This is a genomic window from Phenylobacterium sp. LjRoot219, assembly GCF_964252995.1.
In the GTDB taxonomy this organism is placed as follows: Bacteria; Pseudomonadota; Alphaproteobacteria; order Caulobacterales; family Caulobacteraceae; genus Phenylobacterium.
Genome location: NZ_CAXUQI020000001.1, coordinates 191,560 through 211,837, shown reverse-complemented (window position 1 = coordinate 211,837; position 20,278 = coordinate 191,560). Strand labels below are relative to the sequence as shown.

Annotated in this window: 24 protein-coding genes; 8 read left to right on the top strand and 16 right to left on the bottom strand. The window is 66.4% G+C overall.

What is annotated here, in order from left to right; genetic code table 11:
- Window positions 1-20: 20 nt before the first annotated feature.
- The 3 genes from ACSQ14_RS01025 to ACSQ14_RS01015 all read right to left on the bottom strand — a co-directional run bounded on the left by ACSQ14_RS01025 (window position 21) and on the right by ACSQ14_RS01015 (window position 2,530).
- Window positions 21-452, bottom strand: a complete 432-nt coding sequence (locus tag ACSQ14_RS01025; protein WP_436008842.1) for a very short patch repair endonuclease — start codon at window positions 450-452, stop codon at window positions 21-23.
- A gap of 43 nt (window positions 453-495) precedes the next feature.
- Window positions 496-1,437: a peptidoglycan-binding domain-containing protein gene (locus ACSQ14_RS01020; protein ID WP_436008840.1), complete on the bottom strand. Its 942-nt coding sequence runs from the start codon at window positions 1,435-1,437 to the stop codon at window positions 496-498.
- Between the two features lie 886 nt (window positions 1,438-2,323).
- Window positions 2,324-2,530, bottom strand: coding sequence for a helix-turn-helix domain-containing protein (locus ACSQ14_RS01015; protein WP_436015315.1), 207 nt, complete (start codon window positions 2,528-2,530; stop codon window positions 2,324-2,326).
- Window positions 2,531-2,626: 96 nt separating this feature from the next.
- On the opposite strand from ACSQ14_RS01015, the gene ACSQ14_RS01010 reads away from it, so the two are divergent.
- The gene (locus ACSQ14_RS01010) at window positions 2,627-3,115 is read left to right on the top strand and encodes a hypothetical protein (RefSeq protein WP_436008838.1); all 489 of its coding nucleotides are present in this window, start codon (window positions 2,627-2,629) and stop codon (window positions 3,113-3,115) included.
- 151 nt (window positions 3,116-3,266) lie between these two features.
- Here the strand turns inward: ACSQ14_RS01010 and ACSQ14_RS01005 are convergent, their stop codons facing one another.
- From ACSQ14_RS01005 to ACSQ14_RS00995, 3 genes are all read right to left on the bottom strand, one after another.
- Window positions 3,267-4,757 carry a hypothetical protein gene (locus tag ACSQ14_RS01005; RefSeq protein WP_436008836.1) on the bottom strand — a complete coding sequence of 497 codons (1,491 nt, stop codon included), beginning with the start codon at window positions 4,755-4,757 and terminating at the stop codon, window positions 3,267-3,269.
- Between the two features lie 228 nt (window positions 4,758-4,985).
- Window positions 4,986-5,186, bottom strand: a complete 201-nt coding sequence (locus ACSQ14_RS01000; protein WP_436008834.1) for a hypothetical protein — start codon at window positions 5,184-5,186, stop codon at window positions 4,986-4,988.
- A gap of 79 nt (window positions 5,187-5,265) precedes the next feature.
- Complete coding sequence (locus ACSQ14_RS00995) at window positions 5,266-6,489, bottom strand: tyrosine-type recombinase/integrase (RefSeq protein WP_436008832.1); 1,224 nt, start codon at window positions 6,487-6,489, stop codon at window positions 5,266-5,268.
- Window positions 6,490-7,010: 521 nt separating this feature from the next.
- On the opposite strand from ACSQ14_RS00995, the gene ACSQ14_RS00990 reads away from it, so the two are divergent.
- Window positions 7,011-7,316 carry a cysteine rich repeat-containing protein gene (locus ACSQ14_RS00990; protein WP_436008830.1) on the top strand — a complete coding sequence of 102 codons (306 nt, stop codon included), beginning with the start codon at window positions 7,011-7,013 and terminating at the stop codon, window positions 7,314-7,316.
- A 42-nt stretch (window positions 7,317-7,358) separates the two neighbouring features.
- Here the strand turns inward: ACSQ14_RS00990 and ACSQ14_RS00985 are convergent, their stop codons facing one another.
- The 3 genes from ACSQ14_RS00985 to ACSQ14_RS00975 all read right to left on the bottom strand — a co-directional run bounded on the left by ACSQ14_RS00985 (window position 7,359) and on the right by ACSQ14_RS00975 (window position 9,118).
- Window positions 7,359-7,946, bottom strand: a complete 588-nt coding sequence (locus ACSQ14_RS00985; RefSeq protein WP_436008828.1) for a CC0125/CC1285 family lipoprotein — start codon at window positions 7,944-7,946, stop codon at window positions 7,359-7,361.
- A 94-nt stretch (window positions 7,947-8,040) separates the two neighbouring features.
- A complete protein-coding gene (locus tag ACSQ14_RS00980) occupies window positions 8,041-8,670 on the bottom strand; it encodes a LysE family translocator (RefSeq protein WP_436008826.1) in 630 nt (209 codons plus the stop codon).
- A 40-nt stretch (window positions 8,671-8,710) separates the two neighbouring features.
- Window positions 8,711-9,118 (bottom strand): MAPEG family protein, encoded by a 408-nt coding sequence (locus ACSQ14_RS00975; RefSeq protein ID WP_436008824.1) that lies wholly within the window; start codon window positions 9,116-9,118, stop codon window positions 8,711-8,713.
- A gap of 120 nt (window positions 9,119-9,238) precedes the next feature.
- On the opposite strand from ACSQ14_RS00975, the gene ACSQ14_RS00970 reads away from it, so the two are divergent.
- Window positions 9,239-9,442: a KTSC domain-containing protein gene (locus ACSQ14_RS00970; RefSeq protein WP_436008822.1), complete on the top strand. Its 204-nt coding sequence runs from the start codon at window positions 9,239-9,241 to the stop codon at window positions 9,440-9,442.
- Window positions 9,443-9,507: 65 nt separating this feature from the next.
- On the opposite strand, the gene ACSQ14_RS00965 is transcribed toward ACSQ14_RS00970, so the two are convergent.
- The 3 genes from ACSQ14_RS00965 to ACSQ14_RS00955 form a co-directional block, all read right to left on the bottom strand.
- A complete protein-coding gene (locus ACSQ14_RS00965) occupies window positions 9,508-10,740 on the bottom strand; it encodes an argininosuccinate synthase (RefSeq protein WP_436008820.1) in 1,233 nt (410 codons plus the stop codon).
- 65 nt (window positions 10,741-10,805) lie between these two features.
- Window positions 10,806-11,147 (bottom strand): hypothetical protein, encoded by a 342-nt coding sequence (locus ACSQ14_RS00960; RefSeq protein ID WP_436008818.1) that lies wholly within the window; start codon window positions 11,145-11,147, stop codon window positions 10,806-10,808.
- A gap of 1 nt (window position 11,148) precedes the next feature.
- Window positions 11,149-13,068: a potassium transporter Kup gene (locus ACSQ14_RS00955; protein ID WP_436008816.1), complete on the bottom strand. Its 1,920-nt coding sequence runs from the start codon at window positions 13,066-13,068 to the stop codon at window positions 11,149-11,151.
- A gap of 202 nt (window positions 13,069-13,270) precedes the next feature.
- On the opposite strand from ACSQ14_RS00955, the gene ACSQ14_RS00950 reads away from it, so the two are divergent.
- Window positions 13,271-14,071, top strand: coding sequence for an SDR family NAD(P)-dependent oxidoreductase (locus ACSQ14_RS00950; protein ID WP_436008814.1), 801 nt, complete (start codon window positions 13,271-13,273; stop codon window positions 14,069-14,071).
- A gap of 152 nt (window positions 14,072-14,223) precedes the next feature.
- Here the strand turns inward: ACSQ14_RS00950 and ACSQ14_RS00945 are convergent, their stop codons facing one another.
- Window positions 14,224-14,916, bottom strand: a complete 693-nt coding sequence (locus ACSQ14_RS00945; protein ID WP_436008812.1) for a MarC family protein — start codon at window positions 14,914-14,916, stop codon at window positions 14,224-14,226.
- A gap of 92 nt (window positions 14,917-15,008) precedes the next feature.
- Here ACSQ14_RS00945 and pyrF point away from each other — a divergent pair, with 92 nt between their 5' ends.
- From pyrF to rimM, 4 genes are all read left to right on the top strand, one after another.
- The gene (gene pyrF / locus ACSQ14_RS00940) at window positions 15,009-15,698 is read left to right on the top strand and encodes an orotidine-5'-phosphate decarboxylase (RefSeq protein WP_436008810.1); all 690 of its coding nucleotides are present in this window, start codon (window positions 15,009-15,011) and stop codon (window positions 15,696-15,698) included.
- A gap of 404 nt (window positions 15,699-16,102) precedes the next feature.
- Complete coding sequence (gene ffh / locus ACSQ14_RS00935) at window positions 16,103-17,626, top strand: signal recognition particle protein (protein ID WP_436008808.1); 1,524 nt, start codon at window positions 16,103-16,105, stop codon at window positions 17,624-17,626.
- Window positions 17,627-17,652: 26 nt separating this feature from the next.
- A complete protein-coding gene (rpsP, locus tag ACSQ14_RS00930; RefSeq protein ID WP_436008806.1) occupies window positions 17,653-18,153 on the top strand; it encodes a 30S ribosomal protein S16 in 501 nt (166 codons plus the stop codon).
- A gap of 81 nt (window positions 18,154-18,234) precedes the next feature.
- Window positions 18,235-18,771, top strand: coding sequence for a ribosome maturation factor RimM (gene rimM, locus ACSQ14_RS00925; RefSeq protein ID WP_436008804.1), 537 nt, complete (start codon window positions 18,235-18,237; stop codon window positions 18,769-18,771).
- Here rimM and ACSQ14_RS00920 read toward each other — a convergent pair.
- The 3 genes from ACSQ14_RS00920 to trmD form a co-directional block, all read right to left on the bottom strand.
- Window positions 18,750-18,881 carry a hypothetical protein gene (locus ACSQ14_RS00920; protein ID WP_436008802.1) on the bottom strand — a complete coding sequence of 44 codons (132 nt, stop codon included), beginning with the start codon at window positions 18,879-18,881 and terminating at the stop codon, window positions 18,750-18,752. The genes rimM and ACSQ14_RS00920 overlap by 22 nt on opposite strands.
- 254 nt (window positions 18,882-19,135) lie before the next feature.
- A complete protein-coding gene (gene rplS / locus ACSQ14_RS00915) occupies window positions 19,136-19,537 on the bottom strand; it encodes a 50S ribosomal protein L19 (protein ID WP_436008800.1) in 402 nt (133 codons plus the stop codon).
- A 20-nt stretch (window positions 19,538-19,557) separates the two neighbouring features.
- Window positions 19,558-20,268, bottom strand: coding sequence for a tRNA (guanosine(37)-N1)-methyltransferase TrmD (gene trmD, locus ACSQ14_RS00910; protein WP_436008798.1), 711 nt, complete (start codon window positions 20,266-20,268; stop codon window positions 19,558-19,560).
- Window positions 20,269-20,278: the final 10 nt, after the last annotated feature.

The following is a 20,278-nucleotide window of genomic DNA, read 5'->3' as shown; positions in this document are numbered from 1 at the left end:
GCGGACTCAGGGGAATCCACCTACGTCCGAGGGGGACCGAGGAACTCGACCAGGCGGTTGATTACGGTCGGGAGATCGCGAAGTTCGCATTCCCAAACGACGGCGACGCGCCAACCTCGGCTGCTCAAGGCCCCTTCGTTACGAGCATCCCGCGCCACGTTGGACGCCAACTTCTCGGCCCACCACTCGCGTCTCGACGCCGGCGTCTTGTTTCTTTTGCTGCACAAAGCCGCGTCATGCTGATGCCAAAAGCACCCCCGCACATCGATGGCGGCGCGCTTGGCCGGGAAGACAATATCCGGCGTGCCGGGGAGGTCCCGAACATGCAGTCGAAAGCGATATCCCAGCCTGTGCAGCGCCGAACGCAAACGCTTCTCCGGCAACGTATCCTTCGCGCGGATAGCTTGCATGTTCCGGCGCCGACTAGGCGTGACCGGTGGCTCAAAGGTCATGCCCCGAACTGATGCCCAGACCCAACCCGACCGCAAGAGCCGCTCATTTCCAGTCGTGCTGAACGCCGTCGAGGAGGGCATCAAAATAGGGTCGGGTTCGAATCTGACTCGGCCGCAAATGATGTGACTTAGCGAATTCTCGCTCGGCCTGCTTCGTCATGAATCCATCAACGCCGTCAATAGGACCTGGACTAAAACCATTTAGTCGCAGCAGAAGTTGTATCAGACAAATTCTTTTAGATCTCTCATCTGGACTTAAGCCTTGGACATCTGGATTTAAATCTTCTGATGACATTCTTCTCAAATGCGAGATATCCGCAATTGCATCTAAGCTGGCGCGACACACACCGCCCTCGACCACCTGCTCAATTCGGCTATTCCACTGAAGATCATTATGCCAGTCACCCACAAACGGCGATGCACAAGACAAAATAACGGAAGTTAGAACACCGGTGCCGACAAGAAATTGTAGCGCTCCCCAGAAGTTGAGAGAGCCTGGAGCAAGTACAATGTCCGAAAGGTATAGCTCGGCAATCACGCGGTCACTTGCTGTTAGCCGACCCAGAAGAATGCGTTCGTCATAGAGCTGTTCACGGAACGCAAACCCCCCACGCGCCATGAGCCCTTGCAGGGGCGCACTCGCGGTAGTCATGAGAAGTTCGCCTCTGAACGGAACGAACAATTGCTCGCGCAATCCAAGCGGCGGACCGGCCTCGCCAAAAGCTGCCGCGGCGCGGCGCAGGCCGGATTCCCAATGGGCGAAAAGATCCGCAGTGAGCCGGGCCAAACTCCGGTCGAGCCCCGACGCTTCGATCATTCGCCCGCGCGTCACATCGAAGCCGCGCTGGTCGAATGGGGGATACTTATCTAGCCGACTTATCGTTGAGGCCGTTGGCGCTTGAGGAGGACGGCGAGTCTGAAGCGCTGAATGGCCCCAAACTTTTATGAACAGCTCCCGCCTTTCCTCAGGCTCGAATTCGGCCATGTCGCCCTCCCTACCTCAGGTCTACATACCTAAGCTTACGGAATTGACGAATGGGGTTGCGGCAGCTTGCTCAAGGTAGGAGCGAATAACCTCGCCCCCCCTCTCGACCTCCCCAACGTCGGAGTTGAGCCGCCAAATCGCGACCCTCCACGGCACATTGGGCGACAACCCGATCATAGCTGCGCTTCATGGCGCGACACGATGCAACCTTGCCTTTGAGCGCCCTTGCGAGGAGCGCCTTCGCCGCTCCACCTCCGGGTTCGTGCAATTCTGGCGCATAGAAGCTCGCGAGGCGAACCTCGACCCACGACGACCCGGATCCACGGCCCCTGCTCACGTCTACGCAGAAGCTGTCGCCGTCGCCAACGTAGACAACGGGACCGGAAAACTGCGCCTGATGCTGCAGCTCGGACGGCAAAGGACCACGGTCGGGGATCGCTTTGCAGGGGTCTGCGAAGGCCGCGCCATGCCACGCGAAGGCAACGACGATGCCGGCAGCAAACCGATCAACGACCTCCCGCCTTTCCATCAGGATCTCTCCCCCGGCCACGGTGCATCCAGCGGCTCGTGCCAATTCATGCCGGGAGCTTTGGCTTGGAAAGCGACGACGCCTCCACACCCCACTCGCTTGCAGCGACTCTTCCGGTTCCAGAGGCTGAAGGCTTGGCCGCGCACCTGGCACAACGCTTTGAGGTCGACATGCGTCAGGAGCCCACAAGCGGCGCACCTAGCCAACACTTCCCACTGCTGGTCGAGCATCTGCGCCACCGTTTCGCACTTGCGCCGCCGGTAGGCCAACGACACTCGATCTGGATTCCGACTACCCATGACCCTCTCCGAATATGGAACATATACGGAACATGAGGGCTGGATCGAGTCCGAAGAGCTAAGCGTCGGCTTCCTGGAGAAGGCGTGAAGGTGGGACACCGAGGGCTTGGGCGAGCCTTCCCAGCGCCCTAACAGTCGGATTGCGGGTACCCCGCTCCAAATCGCTCAGGTAGCTGCGCTTCATGCCGGCTTCGTGCGCAAGCTCTTCCTGGGACATGCCGAGACGCGTCCTCTCAAGACGAACGTTTCGCCCCAATGTCCGCACCACGTCCACGGGTGGAGTTAGGGCTAAGGCTTAGGCTTGCGCTGTCCACCAGTCGTGTCATTTCATGGCGCTGGGCTTCAATAGCGGGGGTGAGGCATGTTCGGACTCTTCAGGAAACGTGCGCGCGTCAATCCGCTCGACAGTGTGACACTGGAGATGATCCGGCCGACTCAGCCGAAGGACCCCTTCTCCTTCACGGATCAGGAGACCGCTACGATCAACGGCACATTCCTCGTGATCCAGGCCCTGATGCGGGAATGGGGTGGCGAGATTGCTCAGAAGTGGGATGAGGCCTGGGCGTGGTTCCAGGCGCAAGGTCCCGACAAAGCTCACGCCCAGTGCTTCATGATCAACAGGCTCTACGCGGGCCTCGATGGCGAGGTTTTTGTCTCTCCCGGTGAAGGCAATCACATCGTCAACCAGATCGGTCGAACGGTGGCCCACATGGTCCCCGACGTCATGAACTCGCGGCTTGCCGGTCTCTGCCAATCGGTGCGGGAGGCCCATCACGCGTTGCTCGACAGAATCGAGGAGGCAGACGACGCCTTGGCAGCGGAGGCGGATGAACCTGTGCCTGCCCCTTAAGGGTTCCCTTTAATGGTAGAGGGCGATTGGATGGTTCAATTCAGCCTCGCCCTCTCCATCATTAGTTATCCTTCACCATTAGCCAGGTGAACTAAGAGTGAATTGATATTCTTTTCCCCAATCAACAGGGGCCATTGAAACCAACCTCTTTTCAGATGGAACCACTTAGGTCAGGTTCCTTAATCGAAGAGCCTCCCTTTCTCTCGATCTTCGGTTCAAAACCAAAGCTGGATTGATAGTGGAGGGTCATCAGGTCCCGAAGGATCTGCTCGTCATCCCGCCGGACGATGAAGCTGTCGTGGACCGGTAGGATCGGAACCCCTTCCCTCACGCCATGCAGCAAAATGGCTCGGCAGAGGTCCGCATCGAGGGTCTGCAGGCGCAGCCCCACTCCAGCTCCGAGGTCTGCCGCAACCGCCTCGTGTTCGCCCCTAATCCAGTCCATCACCTCAGAGGGGTGCACGTCGTCGGGCAGCTCAATGCCCCAGTTCGCGAGCACCTCTGCACGATCGGCCCTCCGGACAGCTGCCAGGCTCCTAGGCCCCGAGTTCAGGGCCACAAGCCATAGGACCTTCACCGCCTTGCGAAGCTTCTCGCGATCGAAACCCGGCGCCATCTGAGCCGCACAGCCGAGCTCGTAGAGATCCTCGCGATAGTCGATCCCCCGCCGGTGATAGATCAACCTCGGGTGAAAGGACGCGTAGTCCAGCTCGACCGTGGGCTCGCCGTCGATGGTGATCTGGGAGCGGTACGACTTGGGTATGGATTGCCACCAGCCGCCGTAGAACCGCCCGCCCCGGTCGAGGTTATGGGTCTGCGGATCAACGTCGTTGAAGACGCGCCGGAGCTGCTTGTCGGCTAAGTCGATCCAGCGGCACGTCTCGTTGGCTTCCGCACGCCGCCAGCAGCCGTCATCAAGCGACCACCGCTCATAGGCTTCGTCCTCGATACGGCGGGCCTCGTCGGGAACCCATAGCTCAAACTTGGCCAAATGCGCGTTGATGAGCTTCAGGTGATGCCGCATCAAAAAAAGCTGCGCACCAACCGGGGTCCGCAGTGCGGGTGGTTCGACCAGGTCATAGGTCTTCCTGCCGTTCTTGCCCTTCCTCTTCTTGGAGCGGAGCTCGATCAACGGCCGGCTCGGAGAGGGCTTCACCATCTCTCGGGTGACGCCAAGCTGCTCCCAAAGGCTGATGAGCTCAGGGCGAGGACCGGCCTGGGACATCGTGCTGTCGGCCCCCACAACGTCCCACTTGCCCAACAGATGGAAAGCTAGGTCTGCGGCCACCAAGGCCTTCACGACCTCGGGGATGATCTTCGCGCTCACGAAGGCCGGCCGATAATGGGTTTGCCCTGAGTAGTAGCGAGGCGAGGCATAGAATCTCGTGCCCCGCCCCGGCCTCCGATTATGGTTCTGGATGAAATTGCACAGCAGCAGGCGGAGATTGTCGCTCCGGCCCTTGCGCCATCGCTGGACTGGCTGTGCGGCCTGCATGCGCTCTGAGACGATCGCCACCAGCTGCTCGAACTGAGGTGTGTCGCACTCCGCCCAATGGTCGAGATCAAAGACAGAAGGGGGATTGAGCGGTTGCCCTTCGGCCGGAAAGCAAGCTGCGGTGTAGTCGTATTTTGATTTGGTCATGTCGGATCCACGCCTCATCCAGCGCGAAGCGAGGGGCGTAATCCGCCACGCCCGCTCCTGCGCCAAGCCAAGGCCTAGCTGAATAAAATCAGTGATTTAGTTGGATGATAGAGCGATCAGACTCTCAGGCGCGCCGCGCTTGACGTGAGCGATTAGACCGCAGCCTTCCCGTTCCGAGCTGCATGCACGGAATTGGAGCGGCGACCTAAGCGCTCACGCCGTTGACAGTCAGCGCGCCTTAACTTCCGCGACCCATTTCAGCAGCTCATCCGCCGGATAGAGCGGTGTGGAGCCGATGAGGACCGGATCAAGCGCAAGCACGTGTTCTTTGCCGTGCCTGCGGAGGTGACGCTGGCCGCGCACCCAACTGGAAGACATGCCGATAAGCTTCGCGACGTCGCGGTCGCGATAGAGGAGTGGTGAATTCATGGAGGCAGCCCATGCTGCTGGGGAGAATGTTGGAGCCGCCTGCCCTGGCTCGTAAGGGAATGGGGTTTAGGTAGTTCGCTTAAGTCTTTGCGATACTGCCGAAAGCCTCCTGCGCTGCTCGCGACGCCGCTTCATCTCCCGAGAAGACGGCGTAGTGTTTCTCCAGCATGCTGAGATCACGATGGCCAAGCCGGCCCGCAACCTCGCGCATGTTTATGCCGGCCCCGACAAGCCTAGTGGCATGGGTACGACGGAAGTCATGTAACCGGACATCCTCGAGGCCGCAAGAGCGCCACAGCTTGGTTAGCTTGCGCTTGGCGGTCGTGAGAGAGACGGGAAACAGGCGGTCGTCCCCCGGCTCACGTCGGACCTCCTTCAGCCTCTCGGCAATCGCCTTCATCTCGTCAGTGCAGCTGACCACCCGAGGCGAACCGCCTTTGGTCTTCTGAAGCACAGCCACCAGGCCGCCATTCGGCACCGATCGAAGGTCCCCATACCTGAGACTCAAGATCTCGCCGCGTCGCATTCCGGAATGAAGCGCCCACAGGACGAAATCCGTCAGCCACCCCTTAATCTGGTTGGTCCGATATTTCTCTCGACCGTCTGCGGCCTCTTCCAGCTCACGCGCGGCCTTCAGCACGACCTTGAGCTCCTCCTCAGTGAGGAACCGCTGGCGCGCCTCGGCTCCACGGATCGGCTCCATGTCGGCAGCAGGGCTCCGCTCGATAAGCCCAGATTTCCGGGCGTGATTCAGGATCGCCTTGAAGGTCGTGAGCTGCCGCTGCACTGCCCCCGGCTTGTAGGTCTTCCGTTGCTTGGCGGCCCACCGGTCAACGTCAGCCACAGCGATGTCGGTCAGAGCCTTAGCCCCGAACGTGGGGTTCAGGTGTTTGGCGACATGCCCGGCCGCGATGCCGTAGCTCTTGAGAACCGGCTTCTTCAGCTCAAGCCACTCGCCGGCATGGGCAGCGAACGTGACCGTCTGCGCCTCTTCCAACGGCTCGCCTCGGTCAGCCCTGCCCTGAAGGTCACGATGCTGCTGCTCAAGCTGCTCCCATGACCAAGAGTCCAGGGAACCGAGCTTGATTTCCAAGGCTGACCCCGCCGAATAGGAGCGACCTTTGTAGGTGTTGGCGCGACGGAGGGAGATCTTGACCCAAGCCGTGGTCCCGCGCTCACCACGGAAAAGGCCGATGCCGTGAACGTAGGTCGGACGCTTCTTCTGCCCCGGCACGAGCGACTGATGCAGGGCCTCAAAGTGAGCGTATCGCGCTGGGCGACCACGCCGACGAACGTCTTTCATTCAGCCCCCTCGTGCAGCCCCGAATTGTGGGGAATGCCCTAATAATGGCCAGGGAACCCTTAACGGTCAAGGTGATGCCACCCCACTCAGCCCCCACTCCAAACGCTGATAAAAGCTGGTGGCAGCTCCTATCCGCTATAAACACACGCCTTTTCTTCGTGGAGGCCCTATGGTGACGGTATGGACGGGGATAACGCCATGAACGCGCTTACCCGACTTTGCCAAGGTTGGGGTCGGGCGTTCGAATCGCCTCGCCCGCTCCAAATTTCGAGACCCCCAAAACGCCGTCCTTCGGGGCGGCGTTTTTGCTTTTAGGCGCCCTCTTCACATCCACGGCGCCTGACGCGCCCGGCGGGAAGGCTTCCCGCTTTCGCGTGTTTTACGCGGACCACCGTCCGTCGCGGACAGGCGCCCGTTCGCCACGCTTTTCGGAATGCGACGGACCCCATGGCGAATTCCCGCCATCTCGAGGATGGCCGCGCCCGGTTCCCCCGCGCGCGCGTCGCCGACGGAGGTATGCAATGACGGTCCAGATCCTGCGCCCGCACCGCCTCGCGCACTACGCCGCCACCGCCGGGGCGCTGGTCTTCCTGGTCGCGGCGACCGCGGCTGCGGCGCAACAGGCCGAGATGTCCGGCGCGGTGCGCCAGGCCTGCGCCGGCGACGTCAAGACGCTATGCCCGACGGTCCAGCCGGGCGGCGGCAAGATCGTCGCATGTCTGCGCGAGAACGCCGCCAAGGTCTCGCCGGGCTGCAAGCAGGCGATGAAGACCGCCGAGGCGAGCAAGATGTCCAGCGGCGGCGCCAAGCCCGCGCCCCCCAACTAATCGCCTGCGGAAGCGACGCGCGGGCTCGCCGGCCCGCGCGGCCTACTTCTTCGGCGGCGCGGGGTACTGGATCCGCGGCTGCAGGTTGGCGACCACTTGGCGGGCGTCGAACGCGCGCGGGTCTTCGGCCGGCTTGGCGCCTTTGCCCATGAAGACCTCGGCGGTCGCCTCGAACTTTTCGACGGTGCGGACGTCGAAGCTGTCGGCCCAGAACGGACCGCCCCAGTAGGGATCCCAGGTGTTCCAGCCAGGGCCGCCGCCCCAATAGCGCCAGGACGGCCGCCAGTAGCCGTAGGGGCCGTACCACGGCGAATAGAAGGGGTCTGGGTCGATGTAGGTGCGGGTGTCGCGCTCGGTGTTGCGGTCGACGATCGAGAACCAGTCGAAGCCTTGCTGGGTGGTCAGTTCGGCGGCGCGGAACAGCAGGTAGCCCTCGACCGTCTGGCGGGAGGTGAGGCTGTTGCCCGCGAAGGTGACGCGCCAGCGGTTCGGCTCGATGCGCATCTCCGAATACCCGCCCGAAGAGGACTTGCCCGGAGTACTTGGCTGGTAAGGGGTCGGCGTGGCGCAGCCCGCAAGCGCAACCGCCAAGGCTGCGGCGACGGCCAGCGCGGCTGTTCTCTTGGCCATTGTTAGTTCCGATCTCAGCGAGGACGTCCCTCGAAAGTGACGCTATTCCGACAAACACCTCGCGGCAATTGTAGTTGCTGTGGTGAAGGCCGGCTTAGCCACGGATCGCAATGAGCGCTGCGGCGCTGATCAGCAGCAGGCCGGTGAAGGCGGAAAAGGCCCGCCGGAACTGCGGCTCGCGCATGCGCCGGGCGATCGCCGCGCCGCTGAAGCCGTAAGCGGTCATGGCGGCCACGTCGCCGGCGATCCCGACCGTGGCGAACAGCAGGATCTGCGGGCCAACCGGCCGCCCCGGATCGATGAACGGCGGCAGCACCACGGTGATGAACAGCAGCGCCTTGGGATTGGAGATCTGCACCAGGAAGCCGTCGCGGAAGGCCGAGCGGCCGGCGGTGCGCGGCGCATGGGCCGCGGGGTCGCCCCCCGCTCGGGCCGCCCACAGCGCCTGCAGGCCGAGCCAGGCCACATAGGCCGCCCCGGCGTAGGCGAGGGCGTGGAAGACCGCGGGAAACGCCAGGGCGAGCGCCCCCAGGCCGAGGCCCGCGGCGGCGTACCAGACGACGTTGGCGCTGTTCATGCCGGCCACCCCGGCCAGCACCGCGGCGCGGCCGCGGTGGGCGCCGAGCGCCATCGCGAACAGGTTGGCCGGGCCCGGCGCCGCCGTCATCACCGCGGTGATGCTCAGGTAGGCGCCGAACCGGGCCGGATCGACGGGCAGTTGCATGGCGCGCTCTGTGCCGCCGCTTGGCCGCGCCGTCGAGACGTCAGGCGGTCGCGCCGGCGGCCAGCAGGTAGATCAGCCGGCCGGCCGCGCCGAACAGCAGCACCAGGGTCGCCAGCGCCTGGATCACGAAGCCCGGCGCCCGCTTGGAGGCGTCGACCATGTAGCCCTGGGCGTAGAGCAGCCGGCCGACGATCCAGACCGCGCCCAGGCCTGCGGCCACTGCATCGCTCCAGGACAGTGCGAACAGCCACAGCGCGACCAGGAAGACCGGCAGCCATTCCAGGGTGTTGTAGTGCACGCGGATCGCCCGCTCGAGCTTCGGATCGCCGGTCATCGCCGGGGCCATGATGCCGATCTTGTGCCGGACGCGGCCGACGTTGATCCCCATGCCCAACAGCACCAACACCGCCGCGAGCGAGACCAGCCCCGGCCAGATATGCGGTTGCATCTTGTGTCCCCTCCCTTGCGCCGCCCCCGGCGCGACGGCGGAGCTTGGCGCAACGTCCGCGGGATGGGAACTCCCCGCGACGCGACGGCTTGGAGCCGGCGAGGTGCGACGGAGCCCAGGGTGCAGGTCGAATCCAGCGCGATCTACGCCATCGGCTACGACACGCGCCGCCGCCGGCTGCACGTCACCTTCGTCAGCGGCCAGCGCTACGCCTACGTCGGCGTGCCCGGCGAAGTGCATCGCGCCTTCCTCGAGGCGGACTCGAAGGGGCGGTTCTTCCAGCTGGAGATCCGAGACCGGTATCGGTACGCGAAGCTGGGGTGAGGCGCCCCTCCGCCCCCCCACCCGGTCATCCCCGCTTTCGCGGGGACGAGCGGCGGCGGAGACGCTTACTTGCCGGTCTTCAGGTCGCGCTTGGCCAGGCCGCGCAGACGCAGGGCGTTGAGCTTGATGAAGCCGGCGGCGTCGCGGTGGTCGTAGGCGACGGCGCCTTCCTCGAAGGTCACCAGCTCCTGGTCGTACAGCGAGTACGGGCTGGTGCGGCCGATGACGGTGACGTTGCCCTTGTACAGCTTCACCCGCACCTGGCCGCTGACCATCGCCTGGCTGTAGTCGATTGCCGCCTGCAGCATCTCGCGCTCCGGCGAGAACCAGAAGCCGTTGTAGACCAGCGACGCGTACTTCGGCATCAGCTCGTCCTTGAGGTGCATGGCGCCCCGGTCGAGGGTGACGGACTCGATGCCGCGGTGGGCGGCGAGCAGGATGGTCCCGCCCGGGGTCTCGTAGACGCCGCGCGACTTCATGCCGACGAAGCGGTTCTCGACCAGGTCCAGGCGTCCGATCCCGTTGTCGTGGCCGAGCTCGTTGAGCTTGGTCAGCAGCGCCGCCGGCGACAGCTTCTGGCCGTCGATGGCGACCGGATCGCCTTTCTCGAAGTCGATGGTGATGACCGTCGGCGCGTCCGGCGCGTCCTCCGGCGCGATCGTCCGCTGGTGCACGAACTCCGGCGCCTCGACGGCCGGGTCCTCCAGGACCTTACCTTCCGAGGAGGAGTGCAGCAGGTTGGCGTCGACGCTGAACGGGCTCTCGCCGCGCTTGTCCTTGGCGATCGGGATCTGGTGCTGCTCGGCGAAGGCGATCAGCGCCTCGCGGCTCTTGAAGTCCCACTCGCGCCACGGCGCGATCACCCGGATGTCGGGCTCCAGCGCATAGTAGCCGAGCTCGAAGCGGACCTGGTCGTTGCCCTTGCCGGTGGCGCCGTGACAGACCGCGTCGGCGCCGACCTTGCGGGCGATCTCGATCTGCTTCTTGGCGATCAGCGGGCGGGCGATCGAGGTGCCGAGCAGGTACTGGCCCTCGTAGACCGTGTTGGCCCGGAACATCGGGAACACGTAGTCGCGGACGAACTCCTCGCGGAGGTCCTCGATGAAGATGTTCTCCGGCTTGATGCCGAGCAGCTCGGCCTTCTTGCGCGCCGGCTCCAGCTCCTCGCCCTGGCCGAGGTCGGCGGTGAAGGTGACGACCTCCGCGCCGTACTCGGTCTGCAGCCACTTCAGGATGATGGAGGTGTCGAGGCCGCCGGAGTAGGCGAGCACGACCTTCTTGACGGACTTGTCGGCCATGGATCGGGGTCCTGAAGTGGAATGAGGAGCGTTCGCGCGCCTTTAAGGACACGCAGCCCCGCGGTTCAAGGCTTAAGCTGGCCTTCGCGCTCCAGGGCCTGCATCGCATCGCCCAGCCAGCGCAGGTGCAACAGCGCCAGCAGCGAGGCCGAGACGGCGCGCACCCCGAAGAGGATGAAGGCGAGGTCCGCATCCTCGCTCCACTTGCGGGCCTCATAGAGCAGCAGCAGGCTGAAGATGAAGGCTGAGCCCGGCAGCGACCAAAGCACCAGGCCGCGCGACAGGCGCACGCCCATCAGCGGCGGCTTCACCCCCGGCGGAATGCGCCGCCAGGCCTGGCGCGAAGCGCCGAACATGATGGTGAGCGCGAGCACCCACAGCGCGTCGCCGGCGTAGGACCAGACCATCCTAGACGGTCACCTGGGTGCCGAGCTCGACCACCCGGCCGGGCGGGATCTTGTAGAAGTCGGTCGGGTTGGCGGCGTTCTTCATCAGGAAGATGAATATCTTGTCCTGCCAGAGCGGCATGCCGGACTGGGCCGACGGCACCACCGAACGCCGCCCCAGGAAGAAGCTGGTGGCCATGATGTCGAACTTCAGGCCGAGCTTGCGGCAGAAGGTCAGCGCCTTCGGCACGTTCGGGCTCTCCATGAAGCCGTAGGTGATGATGACCTTCTTGAAGTCCTCGTTCACCGGCTCGATGCGGATCCGGTCCTCGTCGCGCACCCGCGGCGTCTCGGCGGTCTCGATCGTCAGGATGATGTTCTTCTCGTGCAGCACCTTGTTGTGCTTGAGATTGTGCATCAACGCGACCGGCGCGGTGTCCGGGTCGGAGGTCAGGAAGATCGCCGAGCCCGGGGCGCGATAGGGCGCGCGCACCCGCAGGATTTCGGACAGCTCGGACAACGGCACGCTGTCGCGCCGGGTCTTCTCGGCGAGGATGTGGGTGCCGCGGTCCCAGGTCCACATGATCACCACCAGGCCCGCGCCCAGCACCAGCGGCATCCAGGCCCCCTGCGGGATCTTCAGCAGGTTGGACGAGATGAAGACCACGTCGAGCAGGCCGAAGCCCCCGGCGGCGACGGCGGCCACCCAGGTCGGCTTCTTCCAGAAATAGCGGACGATGACGAAGAACAGCAGGGTGTCGATGAACATCGCCCCGGTCACCGCGATGCCGTAAGCGGCGGCGAGGTTCGACGAGGTGCGGAACATCACCAGCAGCACCAGCACGCCGATCAGCAGCAGGGTGTTGACCTGCGGCACGAAGATCTGGCCGGCCTGGGTCTCGGAGGTCCGGCGGATGTCGATCCGCGGGAACAGGCCGAGCTGCACCGCCTGCTGGGTCATCGAGAAGGCCCCGGTGATCACCGCCTGGCTGGCGATGATCGCGGCGGTCGTCGCCAGCAGCAGGACCGGCCAGTAGATCGCCTGCGGAATCATGTCGAAGAACGGATTGGCCCGGGCCTCGGGATGGGCCAGCACCAGCGCGCCCTGGCCGAGGTAGTTCAGCAGCAGGCAGGGCAGCGCCATGAACACCCAGGCCGCCTCGATCGGCTTCTTGCCGAAATGGCCCATGTCCGCATAGAGCGCCTCGGCGCCGGTGACGGCGAGGAAGACGCTGCCGAGGATGACGAAGCCCAGGAAGCCGTTGTCGATCAGGAAGATGACGCCGTAGTGCGGCGACAGCGCCCGGAACACCGAGGGGTCGTCGAAGATGTGGTAGATGCCGAGCCCGGCCATCACCAGGAACCAGGCCGCGGTGATCGGGCCGAAGAACCTGGCCACGCTGGCGGTGCCGCGCGACTGCACTAGGAACAGGGCGATCAGGATCCCCGCCGAGATCGGCAGCACCCAGTCGCCGACGCCCTGTGGCGCGCCGGGCGCGTCGCGGACGCCCTCGACGGCGCTGAGCACCGACACCGCCGGGGTGATGATGCCGTCGCCGTAGAACAGCGCCGCGCCGATCACCCCGAGGAAGAAGACGAAGCTCGATCGCTTGCTGAGCGAGCGCTGGGCCAGCGCCATCAGCGCCAGCGTCCCGCCTTCGCCCTTGTTGTCCGCCCGCATCAGGAAGACGACGTACTTGACCGTGACGATCAGGATCAGCGCCCAGGTCACCAGCGAGACCACGCCCAGCACCGCGAGCTCCGGCGAGATGCTGGCGCGCGTGTGATGCAGCGCCTCGCGCATGGCGTAGAGCGGGCTGGTGCCGATGTCGCCGAATACGACGCCCATCGAACCCAGCGCCAGGGCCCAGAAGCTTTCGGAAGGTGCGTGCCCCCCAGCCTCGTCCGAGGCGGTGGGAGCAACGCCGGCCTGGTCAGCCATCCAGTCTCTCCGGAGCCCCGAAGGGATCGGCTCCCGGGCGGCACGATGCCGTCACGCGGCCGGCGCGATACACGCAATCACGTCCCCGTTCAATGGGACCCAACCGCTACGGTTCCGTCAACGACCTCTGCTGCGGCTTGCGCTGGGGCCTGTACAGGCGGCGGCGGGCGGGGTTTGTGAGCGGCGGGCGAAGGAGAGGCGGATGGAGCGGAGACTGGCGCTGGTCACGGGCGCATCGGCGGGGATCGGCGCGGCCTTCGCCCGCACGCTGGCGGCGCGCGGCTACGACCTGGCGCTCAGCGCGCGGCGCACCGAGCGGCTGCACGAGCTGGCCACCGAGCTGCGCCATCGCTACGAGGCCGCATCGATCGTCGCCCCCGGCGACCTGAGCCGGCCCGAGGGCGTGCAGCAGGTCCTCGACCAGCTGGCCGCCTACGACCGGCCGGTCGACGTGCTGATCAACAACGCCGGCTGGGGCCTGCCCGGCGCCTTTGCCCAGACCGCCTGGGCCGACCAGCAGGCTTTCTTGCAGCTGATGGTCACCGCGCCCTGCGAGCTGGCGCACAAGCTGATGCCCGGCATGGTCGCGCGGCGCTACGGCCGGATCGTCAACGTCGCTTCGGTGGCCGGACTGATCCCGGGAGCGGCGGGCCACACGCTTTATGGCGGGGCCAAGAGCCTGATGATCAAATTCTCCCAGAGCCTGCACCTGGAGGGCGCGCCCCACGGCGTGCACGTCAGCGCGCTGTGCCCCGGCTTCACCTACACCGAGTTCCACGACGTCAACGGCAGCCGCGCGCAGATCACCGCGGCCACCCCGCGCTGGGCCTGGCTGCAGGCCGACGCCGTCGCCGAGACCGGCTGGCGCGCAGTGGAGGCCAATCGGGCGATCTGCATCCCCGGCGTGACCTACAAGCTGATCTGCGCAGCGGCGAAGCTGGTCCCGGACTCGCTGGCGCTCGCCGTCATGCGCGCCCAGGGGTCGAAGTTCCGCAAGGCCTGAACCCCCACTGTCATCCCGGTTTCGCGAAAGCGAAGACCGGGACCCAAGGACGCTGACTGAGGTGGTAGCCGCCGTGGCGGTGACGGTCCTGCTGCGCGGTGTTCTTGGGTCGCGGACAGCCGCTGCGCGGCTTCCGGGATGACAGCTCAGAATTACTTCGCGTAGGGCGTCGCCGCCTCCGGGCGGATGAAGTCGACGGTCGACTCGGCGATCCCGCCGAGGATGAACTGCACGGCCATGGCGCAGAGGATCAGGCCCAGCACCCGCACGACGATGGTCAGGCCGATCCGCCCGAGCAGCCGGCTGATCAGCGGGGTCGCCAGGAACGACAGCAGAGTGCAGACGCTGACCGCGGCGATCACGGCCACGCCGATCGCCGCGCCGGCGAGGCCGAAGACGCGCGCCTGGCTGGAGAAGATGACCACCGTCGAGATCGCCCCCGGGCCGATCAGCAGCGGCATGGCGAACGGCACGATCAGCCGCTCGAACCGACGCCTAGCGTAGGACCGGCCGCCGGCCCCGGCCTCCGGCGCGTCGGCGGCCTCGGCGAAGGTGGCGGTGAAGTCGTCCCGGGCCATCTGCAGGCCCATCAGGAACAGGATCACCCCGCCGGCGATGCGGAACGCCGGCAGCGAGATGCCGAAGAACTCGAGCAGCGCCACGCCGGAGAAATAGAAGAAGGTCGTGAAGCCGAGCACGAACAGCGAGACATAGAGGGCGATCTGCGCCCGCTGCCGCGGCAGCGCGCCGGCGGTCGCCGCGGCGAACACCGGCACGTTGCCGAGCGGATCGATCAGGGCGAACAACGCGACGAAGAAGTTGACCGCAAAGTCCGCCTGGCTCATGCAGCGGTCTTAGCCCAAAACCCCGCGCGCCGCACTGAGGCCAAGCCCTGAAGGGCAGGTCCTGAGCCCGCGCCCTGCCCGGAGCCGCCGCCATGCGCGCCGACCCTCGCCTGATCGTGCCCCTCGACGTGCCGACCGCCGACGAGGCCCGCGCCCTGGTCGCCCGGCTCGACGACACGGTCAGCTTCTACAAGGTCGGCCTGGAGCTGTTCGCCACCGACGGCATGGCGCTGGCCTGCGAGCTGAAGGCCGAGGGCAAGCAGGTGTTCCTCGACTGGAAGCTGCACGACATCGGCGCGACGGTGGAGCGCGCCGCCGCCGCCCTCGCCGGCGCCGGCTGCGACCTGCTGACGGTGCACGCCGAGCCGCAGGTGATGGCCGCCGCCGCGCGCGGCTGCGCCGGCTCCGGCCTGAAGATCCTCGGCGTCACCGTGCTGACCAGCCTGACCGACGCCGACCTGACCGAGATCGGCTACGCCGAGACCGCCCGCGCGCTGGTCGAGCGCCGCATCCGCCAAGCGCTGGCCGCCGGCATTCACGGCGTGGTCGCCAGCCCGCTGGAGGCCGAGCTGGCGCGGTCGATCGGCGGGCCGGACTTCCTGGTGGTGACGCCGGGCGTGCGCCCCGACTGGTCGGCGAAGAACGACCAGGCCCGCGCCGCCACCCCGGCCGAGGCCCTGAAGGCCGGCGCCAGCCACATCGTCTGCGGCCGGCCGATCACCGCCGCACAAGATCCGCAGGCCGCCGCGCTGAAGGTGGTCGCAGAGATGGCCGGGTCATAGGCCCTTCCTCTCCCGGAAGCCGCGCAGCGGCTGTCCGGGATCCAAGAACACCGACGTCGACGGCTGAGCGCGGCGTCGCCGAGGCCGTCCGGTCAGCATCGTGTTCTTGGGTCCCGGTCTTTCGCTGGCGCGAAAACCGGGATGACAGCTCGGGGGTCCTGCCCCTCCATTCTTGACCAAAGTTCTCCACAGGCGCATAAGCGCGCCCTTCTGGCGCAACCTCGGTCAGCGCCCTCCACCGCCACGACCCCCATCACCATATGGGACGAGGGCGGCGAGGCCCCCCGTCGACGTGATCGTCCACGGGGGTCGATCGCGTTTGGGCCCAAGGGTCGCCGCGTGCGGCGGCCCGGGAAAAAGAAAAACGCGCAGCTCGCATCCGCGGGTTGCGGACAGGGATCTGCATGTTCGACGCACTGACAGAACGGCTATCCGGCGTTTTCGACCGCCTCGGCGGGCGCGGCGTGCTGTCCGAAAAGGACGTGGATGAGGCGCTGCGCGAGGTCCGCGTCGCGCTGCTCGAGGCCGATGTCGCGCTGCCGGTGGTGCGCGAGTTCATCGCCAAGGCCAAGGAAAAGGCCACCGGCGAGGCGGTGATCCGCTCGGTGCGGCCCGCCGACCAGGTGGTGAAGATCACCTACGACGGCCTGGTCGAGATGCTCGGCGGCGAGGGCGAGCCCGAGGGGCTGAACCTGTCGCTGAACCCGCCGACGGTCATTCTGATGGCCGGCCTGCAGGGCTCGGGCAAGACCACCACCACCGCCAAGCTGGCGCTGCGCCTGTCGAAAGAGCGCAAGAAGGTGCTGGTCGCCTCGCTCGACACCCGCCGCCCGGCGGCGATGGAGCAGCTGGCGACGTTGGCGACCCAGGCGGGCGTCGACAGCCTGCCGATCGTCGTCGGCCAGACGGCCCCGGACATCGCCCGCCGCGCGCTGCAATCGGCCAAGCTGCAGGGCTACGACGTCGTCCTGCTCGACACCGCCGGCCGCACCACGCTGGACGAGGCGATGATGAACGAGGCGGCCGAGATCGCGAAGATCTCGACCCCCTCCGAGACCCTGCTGGTCGCCGACAGCCTGACCGGCCAGGACGCGGTGCGCACCGCCAAGGCGTTCCACGAGCGCCTGCCGCTGACCGGCCTGGTGCTGACCCGGGCCGACGGCGACGGCCGCGGCGGGGCGGCGCTGTCGATGCGCGCGGTCACCGGGCTGCCGATCAAGTTCCTCGGCGTGTCGGAGAAGATCGACGGGCTCGACGCCTTCGACGCCCGTCGGGTCGCCGGCCGGATCCTCGGCCAGGGCGACGTCGTCGCGCTCGTCGAGAAGGCCGCCCAGGACCTCGACCTGGCCCAGGCCGAGGCCATGGCCAAGAAGATGGCCAAGGGCCAGTTCGACCTGGACATGCTGGCCGATCAGTTCCGCCAGATGAAGCGGATGGGCGGCATGGAAGGCCTGATGGGCCTGCTGCCCGGCGTGCAGAAGGCCAAGAAGCAGATCGCCCAGTCCGGCATCAGCGACAAGACCATCGACCGGCAGCTGGCGATCATCTCCTCGATGACCAAGGCCGAGCGGAAGAAGCCCGACGTGCTGCAGGCCTCGCGCAAGCGCCGGATCGCCGGCGGCGCCGGGGTCGACGTGGCCGAGGTCAACCGCCTGCTGAAGCAGCACCGGCAGATGGCCGACGCCTTCAAGGCGATGAGCAAGAACGGCGGCAAGGGCTTCGCCCAGATGGCCTCCATGCTGGGCGGCGGCGCGCCGGGCGGCATGGACATGTCCAAGCTCAAGGCGCTGGGCGGCGGCAAGATGCCCTCGCCAGAAGAAATGGAGCAGCTCGCGGCCAAGCTGCAGGGACCCGGCGGTCCCGGCGGCGGCCTCAAGCTTCCTGGCCTGGGCGGCCTGCCGCCCGGCTTCAACCCCTTCAAGAAATAGACTGAAAGACTAAGAGGACCCCTCCAATGCTGAAGATCCGTCTCGCCCGTGGCGGCGCCAAGAAGCGCCCGTACTACTCGATCGTCGTCGCCGACAGCCACTCGCCCCGCGACGGCCGTTTCATTGAAAAGGTCGGCTCCTACAACCCGCTGCTGAAGAAGGACGACCCGAACCGCGTCGTGCTCAAGGTCGAGCGGATCCAGGAGTGGATCAAGAAGGGCGCCCAGCCGACCGACCGCGTCGCGCGCGAGCTCGGCAAGCAAGGCCTGGTCCAGTGGCAAGCCAGCAACAACCCGAAGAAGGGCGAGCCGGGCCAAAAGGCCAAGGAACGCGTGGAAGAGCGCGCCCAGCGTGAAGCCGACCGCACCGCCGCTGCGGCCGCCGCGGCTGAAGCTGCTGCTGAAGCCGCCGCCGCCGCCGCCGCCGCCCCGGCGGAAGAGCCGGCCGCCGTGGAAGAAGCTCCGGTCGAAGCCGCCGCTGAAGAAGCTCCGGCCGCCGAAGCTCCGGCCAGCGAAGAGCAGGCCTAAACCGCCTATCCTGTCCGTCATCCTGGCGATCGCCGGGATGACGGATCAGGGTCATCGCCTCTTCCGCCGAGAGCCGCGATCTTGAGTTCAGACAGCCTAATCCTCGTCGCCCGGGTCGCCGGCGCCTTCGGCGTCAAGGGCGAGGTGCGGCTGACCGCCTACACCGCCGATCCGATGGCGCTGCTCGGCTACCGTGACCTGCTGCGTGAGACCGGCGCGCCGGGCCTGACACTGACCAGCGCCCGGCCGGCCAAGGGCGGGGTCGTCGGCCGCGTCCGCGAGGTCGAGACCCGCGAACAGGCCGAAGCCCTACGGGGCCTGCAGCTCTACGTCCCGCGCGCGGCGCTGCCGGCGCCGGACGAGGACGAATTCTATCTCATCGACCTGGTCGGCCTGGCCGTGGTGACGCCCGCGGGCGAGGCGCTCGGCGTGGTCCGCAGCGTGCAGGATTTCGGCGCCGGCGACCTGCTGGAGATCCAGCCGCCGCAAGGCGCGAGCTGGTACCTGCCGTTCACCCGCGAAGCCGTGCCCGAGGTGCGGCTGGCCGAGCGGACGCTGATCGCAGTCCGTCCCGACGAAATCGAAGTCGAAGACGATCAGAAGACGCCCAGCGCCTGAGCGACCCAGCCGGCCACGAAGCCCGTGGCGGCGATCAATCCGAAATAGAGAACCGCGGCGTGCGGCTCCTCAGGCTCGCGACGGCGCCTGAACGTCAGGACGTACGACATCGGCAAGCTCTCCTGCTGGCCGATGGAGAACCGCTGCGCCGCGCAGCGGTTCCGAGATTCACTTCCCCTGCTCCGGTCATCCCCGTGAAAGCGGGGACCCAGGCGTTTTTTGTTGCGGACGGTCTGTAGCGCGACAACGCAAAAAACCTGGATCCCCGCTTTCGCGGGGACGAGCGGTGGATCTGCCACGCAAACGCAAAACGGCGGCCGCGTCGCCGCGGCCGCCGTCTTGAACTTCAGACCTTCGGCAGGGCTCAGCCTTCCGAGGGGGTCTCCGCCGTGGCCTTCGGCTGCGCCGAGATCTGGCGCTCGGCGATCCGGGCCGACTTACCGCGACGGTCGCGCAGGTAGTAGAGCTTGGCGCGACGGACGACGCCGCGGCGCTTCACTTCGATGGATTCGATGTTCGGCGACAGGATCGGGAACAGACGTTCCACGCCTTCGCCGAAGGAGATCTTGCGGACGGTGAAATTCTCGTCGACGCCTTGGCCGGCGCGGGCGATGCAGACGCCCTCATAGGCCTGAACGCGTTCGCGCTCGCCTTCCTTGATGCGCACGTTGACGCGCACGGTGTCGCCCGGGCGGAATTCCGGGATCTTGCGGGCGGCGAGGAGGCGCTCGGCCTCTTCCTGACGGAGTTGTTCGATCACGTTCATGGTCTTGATCCTTACGGGCTTTACTCGCCCTTTGCCTGTTGATTGGCGAGACGCTGCGCCCACAAGTCCGGCCGCCGCTCCCGCGTCGTCACTTCCCGCTGCGCCTGCCGCCACTTCCGCACTTCGGCATGGTGGCCGCTGAGCAGCACATCGGGAATATCGCGCCCTTCGAACGTCCGCGGTCGGGTGTACTGCGGATGCTCGAGGAGCCCGTCCTCGAAACTCTCTTCACTCAAACTCTCGGGCTGGCCCAACACGCCGGGCACGAGCCTTACGCACGCTTCGATCGTCACGAGCGCGGCGGCCTCGCCTCCGGCCAGGACCGCATCGCCCACGGCGACCTCTTCGAACCCGCGGGCGTCGAGCACCCGCTGATCCACGCCCTCGAACCGGCCGCACAGGACGATCAGCCCGGGGGCCGTCGACCACGTCCGCACCCGCTCCTGGGTGAGCGGGCGACCCCGGGCGCTCATGTACAAAAGCGGCCGCCCATTGCGCTCCACGCTGTCGAGCGCAGAGGCGATGACGTCCGCCCGCATGACCTGCCCTGGACCACCCCCCGCAGGGGTGTCGTCGAGGAAGCCGCGCTTATCCTTGGAAAACCCCCGAATGTCCACCGTTTCCAAGGACCAAAGGCCGGCCTCGCGCCAGGCGGTCCCGATCAGCGAGACGCCGAGCGGGCCCGGAAAGGCCTCGGGAAACATGGTCAGCACGGCGACGTCGAAGGACATGCGGCCTCCT

What these genes read in the sequence shown, in the direction of transcription:
- ACSQ14_RS00950 (WP_436008814.1), top strand. Translation starts at nt 13,271, where the DNA reads ATGGAGCGGAGACTGGCGCTGGTCACGGGCGCATCGGCGGGGATCGGC.
- trmD (WP_436008798.1), bottom strand. Translation starts at nt 20,268, where the DNA reads ATGTCCTTCGACGTCGCCGTGCTGACCATGTTTCCCGAGGCCTTTCCG.
- ACSQ14_RS01020 (WP_436008840.1), bottom strand. Translation starts at nt 1,437, where the DNA reads ATGGCCGAATTCGAGCCTGAGGAAAGGCGGGAGCTGTTCATAAAAGTT.
- ACSQ14_RS00955 (WP_436008816.1), bottom strand. Translation starts at nt 13,068, where the DNA reads ATGGCTGACCAGGCCGGCGTTGCTCCCACCGCCTCGGACGAGGCTGGG.
- ACSQ14_RS00965 (WP_436008820.1), bottom strand. Translation starts at nt 10,740, where the DNA reads ATGGCCGACAAGTCCGTCAAGAAGGTCGTGCTCGCCTACTCCGGCGGC.
- ACSQ14_RS01010 (WP_436008838.1), top strand. Translation starts at nt 2,627, where the DNA reads ATGTTCGGACTCTTCAGGAAACGTGCGCGCGTCAATCCGCTCGACAGT.
- rpsP (WP_436008806.1), top strand. Translation starts at nt 17,653, where the DNA reads ATGCTGAAGATCCGTCTCGCCCGTGGCGGCGCCAAGAAGCGCCCGTAC.
- ACSQ14_RS01025 (WP_436008842.1), bottom strand. Translation starts at nt 452, where the DNA reads ATGACCTTTGAGCCACCGGTCACGCCTAGTCGGCGCCGGAACATGCAA.
- ACSQ14_RS00945 (WP_436008812.1), bottom strand. Translation starts at nt 14,916, where the DNA reads ATGAGCCAGGCGGACTTTGCGGTCAACTTCTTCGTCGCGTTGTTCGCC.
- ACSQ14_RS00985 (WP_436008828.1), bottom strand. Translation starts at nt 7,946, where the DNA reads ATGGCCAAGAGAACAGCCGCGCTGGCCGTCGCCGCAGCCTTGGCGGTT.
- ACSQ14_RS00990 (WP_436008830.1), top strand. Translation starts at nt 7,011, where the DNA reads ATGACGGTCCAGATCCTGCGCCCGCACCGCCTCGCGCACTACGCCGCC.
- rplS (WP_436008800.1), bottom strand. Translation starts at nt 19,537, where the DNA reads ATGAACGTGATCGAACAACTCCGTCAGGAAGAGGCCGAGCGCCTCCTC.
- pyrF (WP_436008810.1), top strand. Translation starts at nt 15,009, where the DNA reads ATGCGCGCCGACCCTCGCCTGATCGTGCCCCTCGACGTGCCGACCGCC.
- ACSQ14_RS00920 (WP_436008802.1), bottom strand. Translation starts at nt 18,881, where the DNA reads ATGTCGTACGTCCTGACGTTCAGGCGCCGTCGCGAGCCTGAGGAGCCG.
- ACSQ14_RS00995 (WP_436008832.1), bottom strand. Translation starts at nt 6,489, where the DNA reads ATGAAAGACGTTCGTCGGCGTGGTCGCCCAGCGCGATACGCTCACTTT.
- ACSQ14_RS00980 (WP_436008826.1), bottom strand. Translation starts at nt 8,670, where the DNA reads ATGCAACTGCCCGTCGATCCGGCCCGGTTCGGCGCCTACCTGAGCATC.
- ffh (WP_436008808.1), top strand. Translation starts at nt 16,103, where the DNA reads ATGTTCGACGCACTGACAGAACGGCTATCCGGCGTTTTCGACCGCCTC.
- ACSQ14_RS00975 (WP_436008824.1), bottom strand. Translation starts at nt 9,118, where the DNA reads ATGCAACCGCATATCTGGCCGGGGCTGGTCTCGCTCGCGGCGGTGTTG.
- ACSQ14_RS00960 (WP_436008818.1), bottom strand. Translation starts at nt 11,147, where the DNA reads ATGGTCTGGTCCTACGCCGGCGACGCGCTGTGGGTGCTCGCGCTCACC.
- ACSQ14_RS01005 (WP_436008836.1), bottom strand. Translation starts at nt 4,757, where the DNA reads ATGACCAAATCAAAATACGACTACACCGCAGCTTGCTTTCCGGCCGAA.
- ACSQ14_RS01000 (WP_436008834.1), bottom strand. Translation starts at nt 5,186, where the DNA reads ATGAATTCACCACTCCTCTATCGCGACCGCGACGTCGCGAAGCTTATC.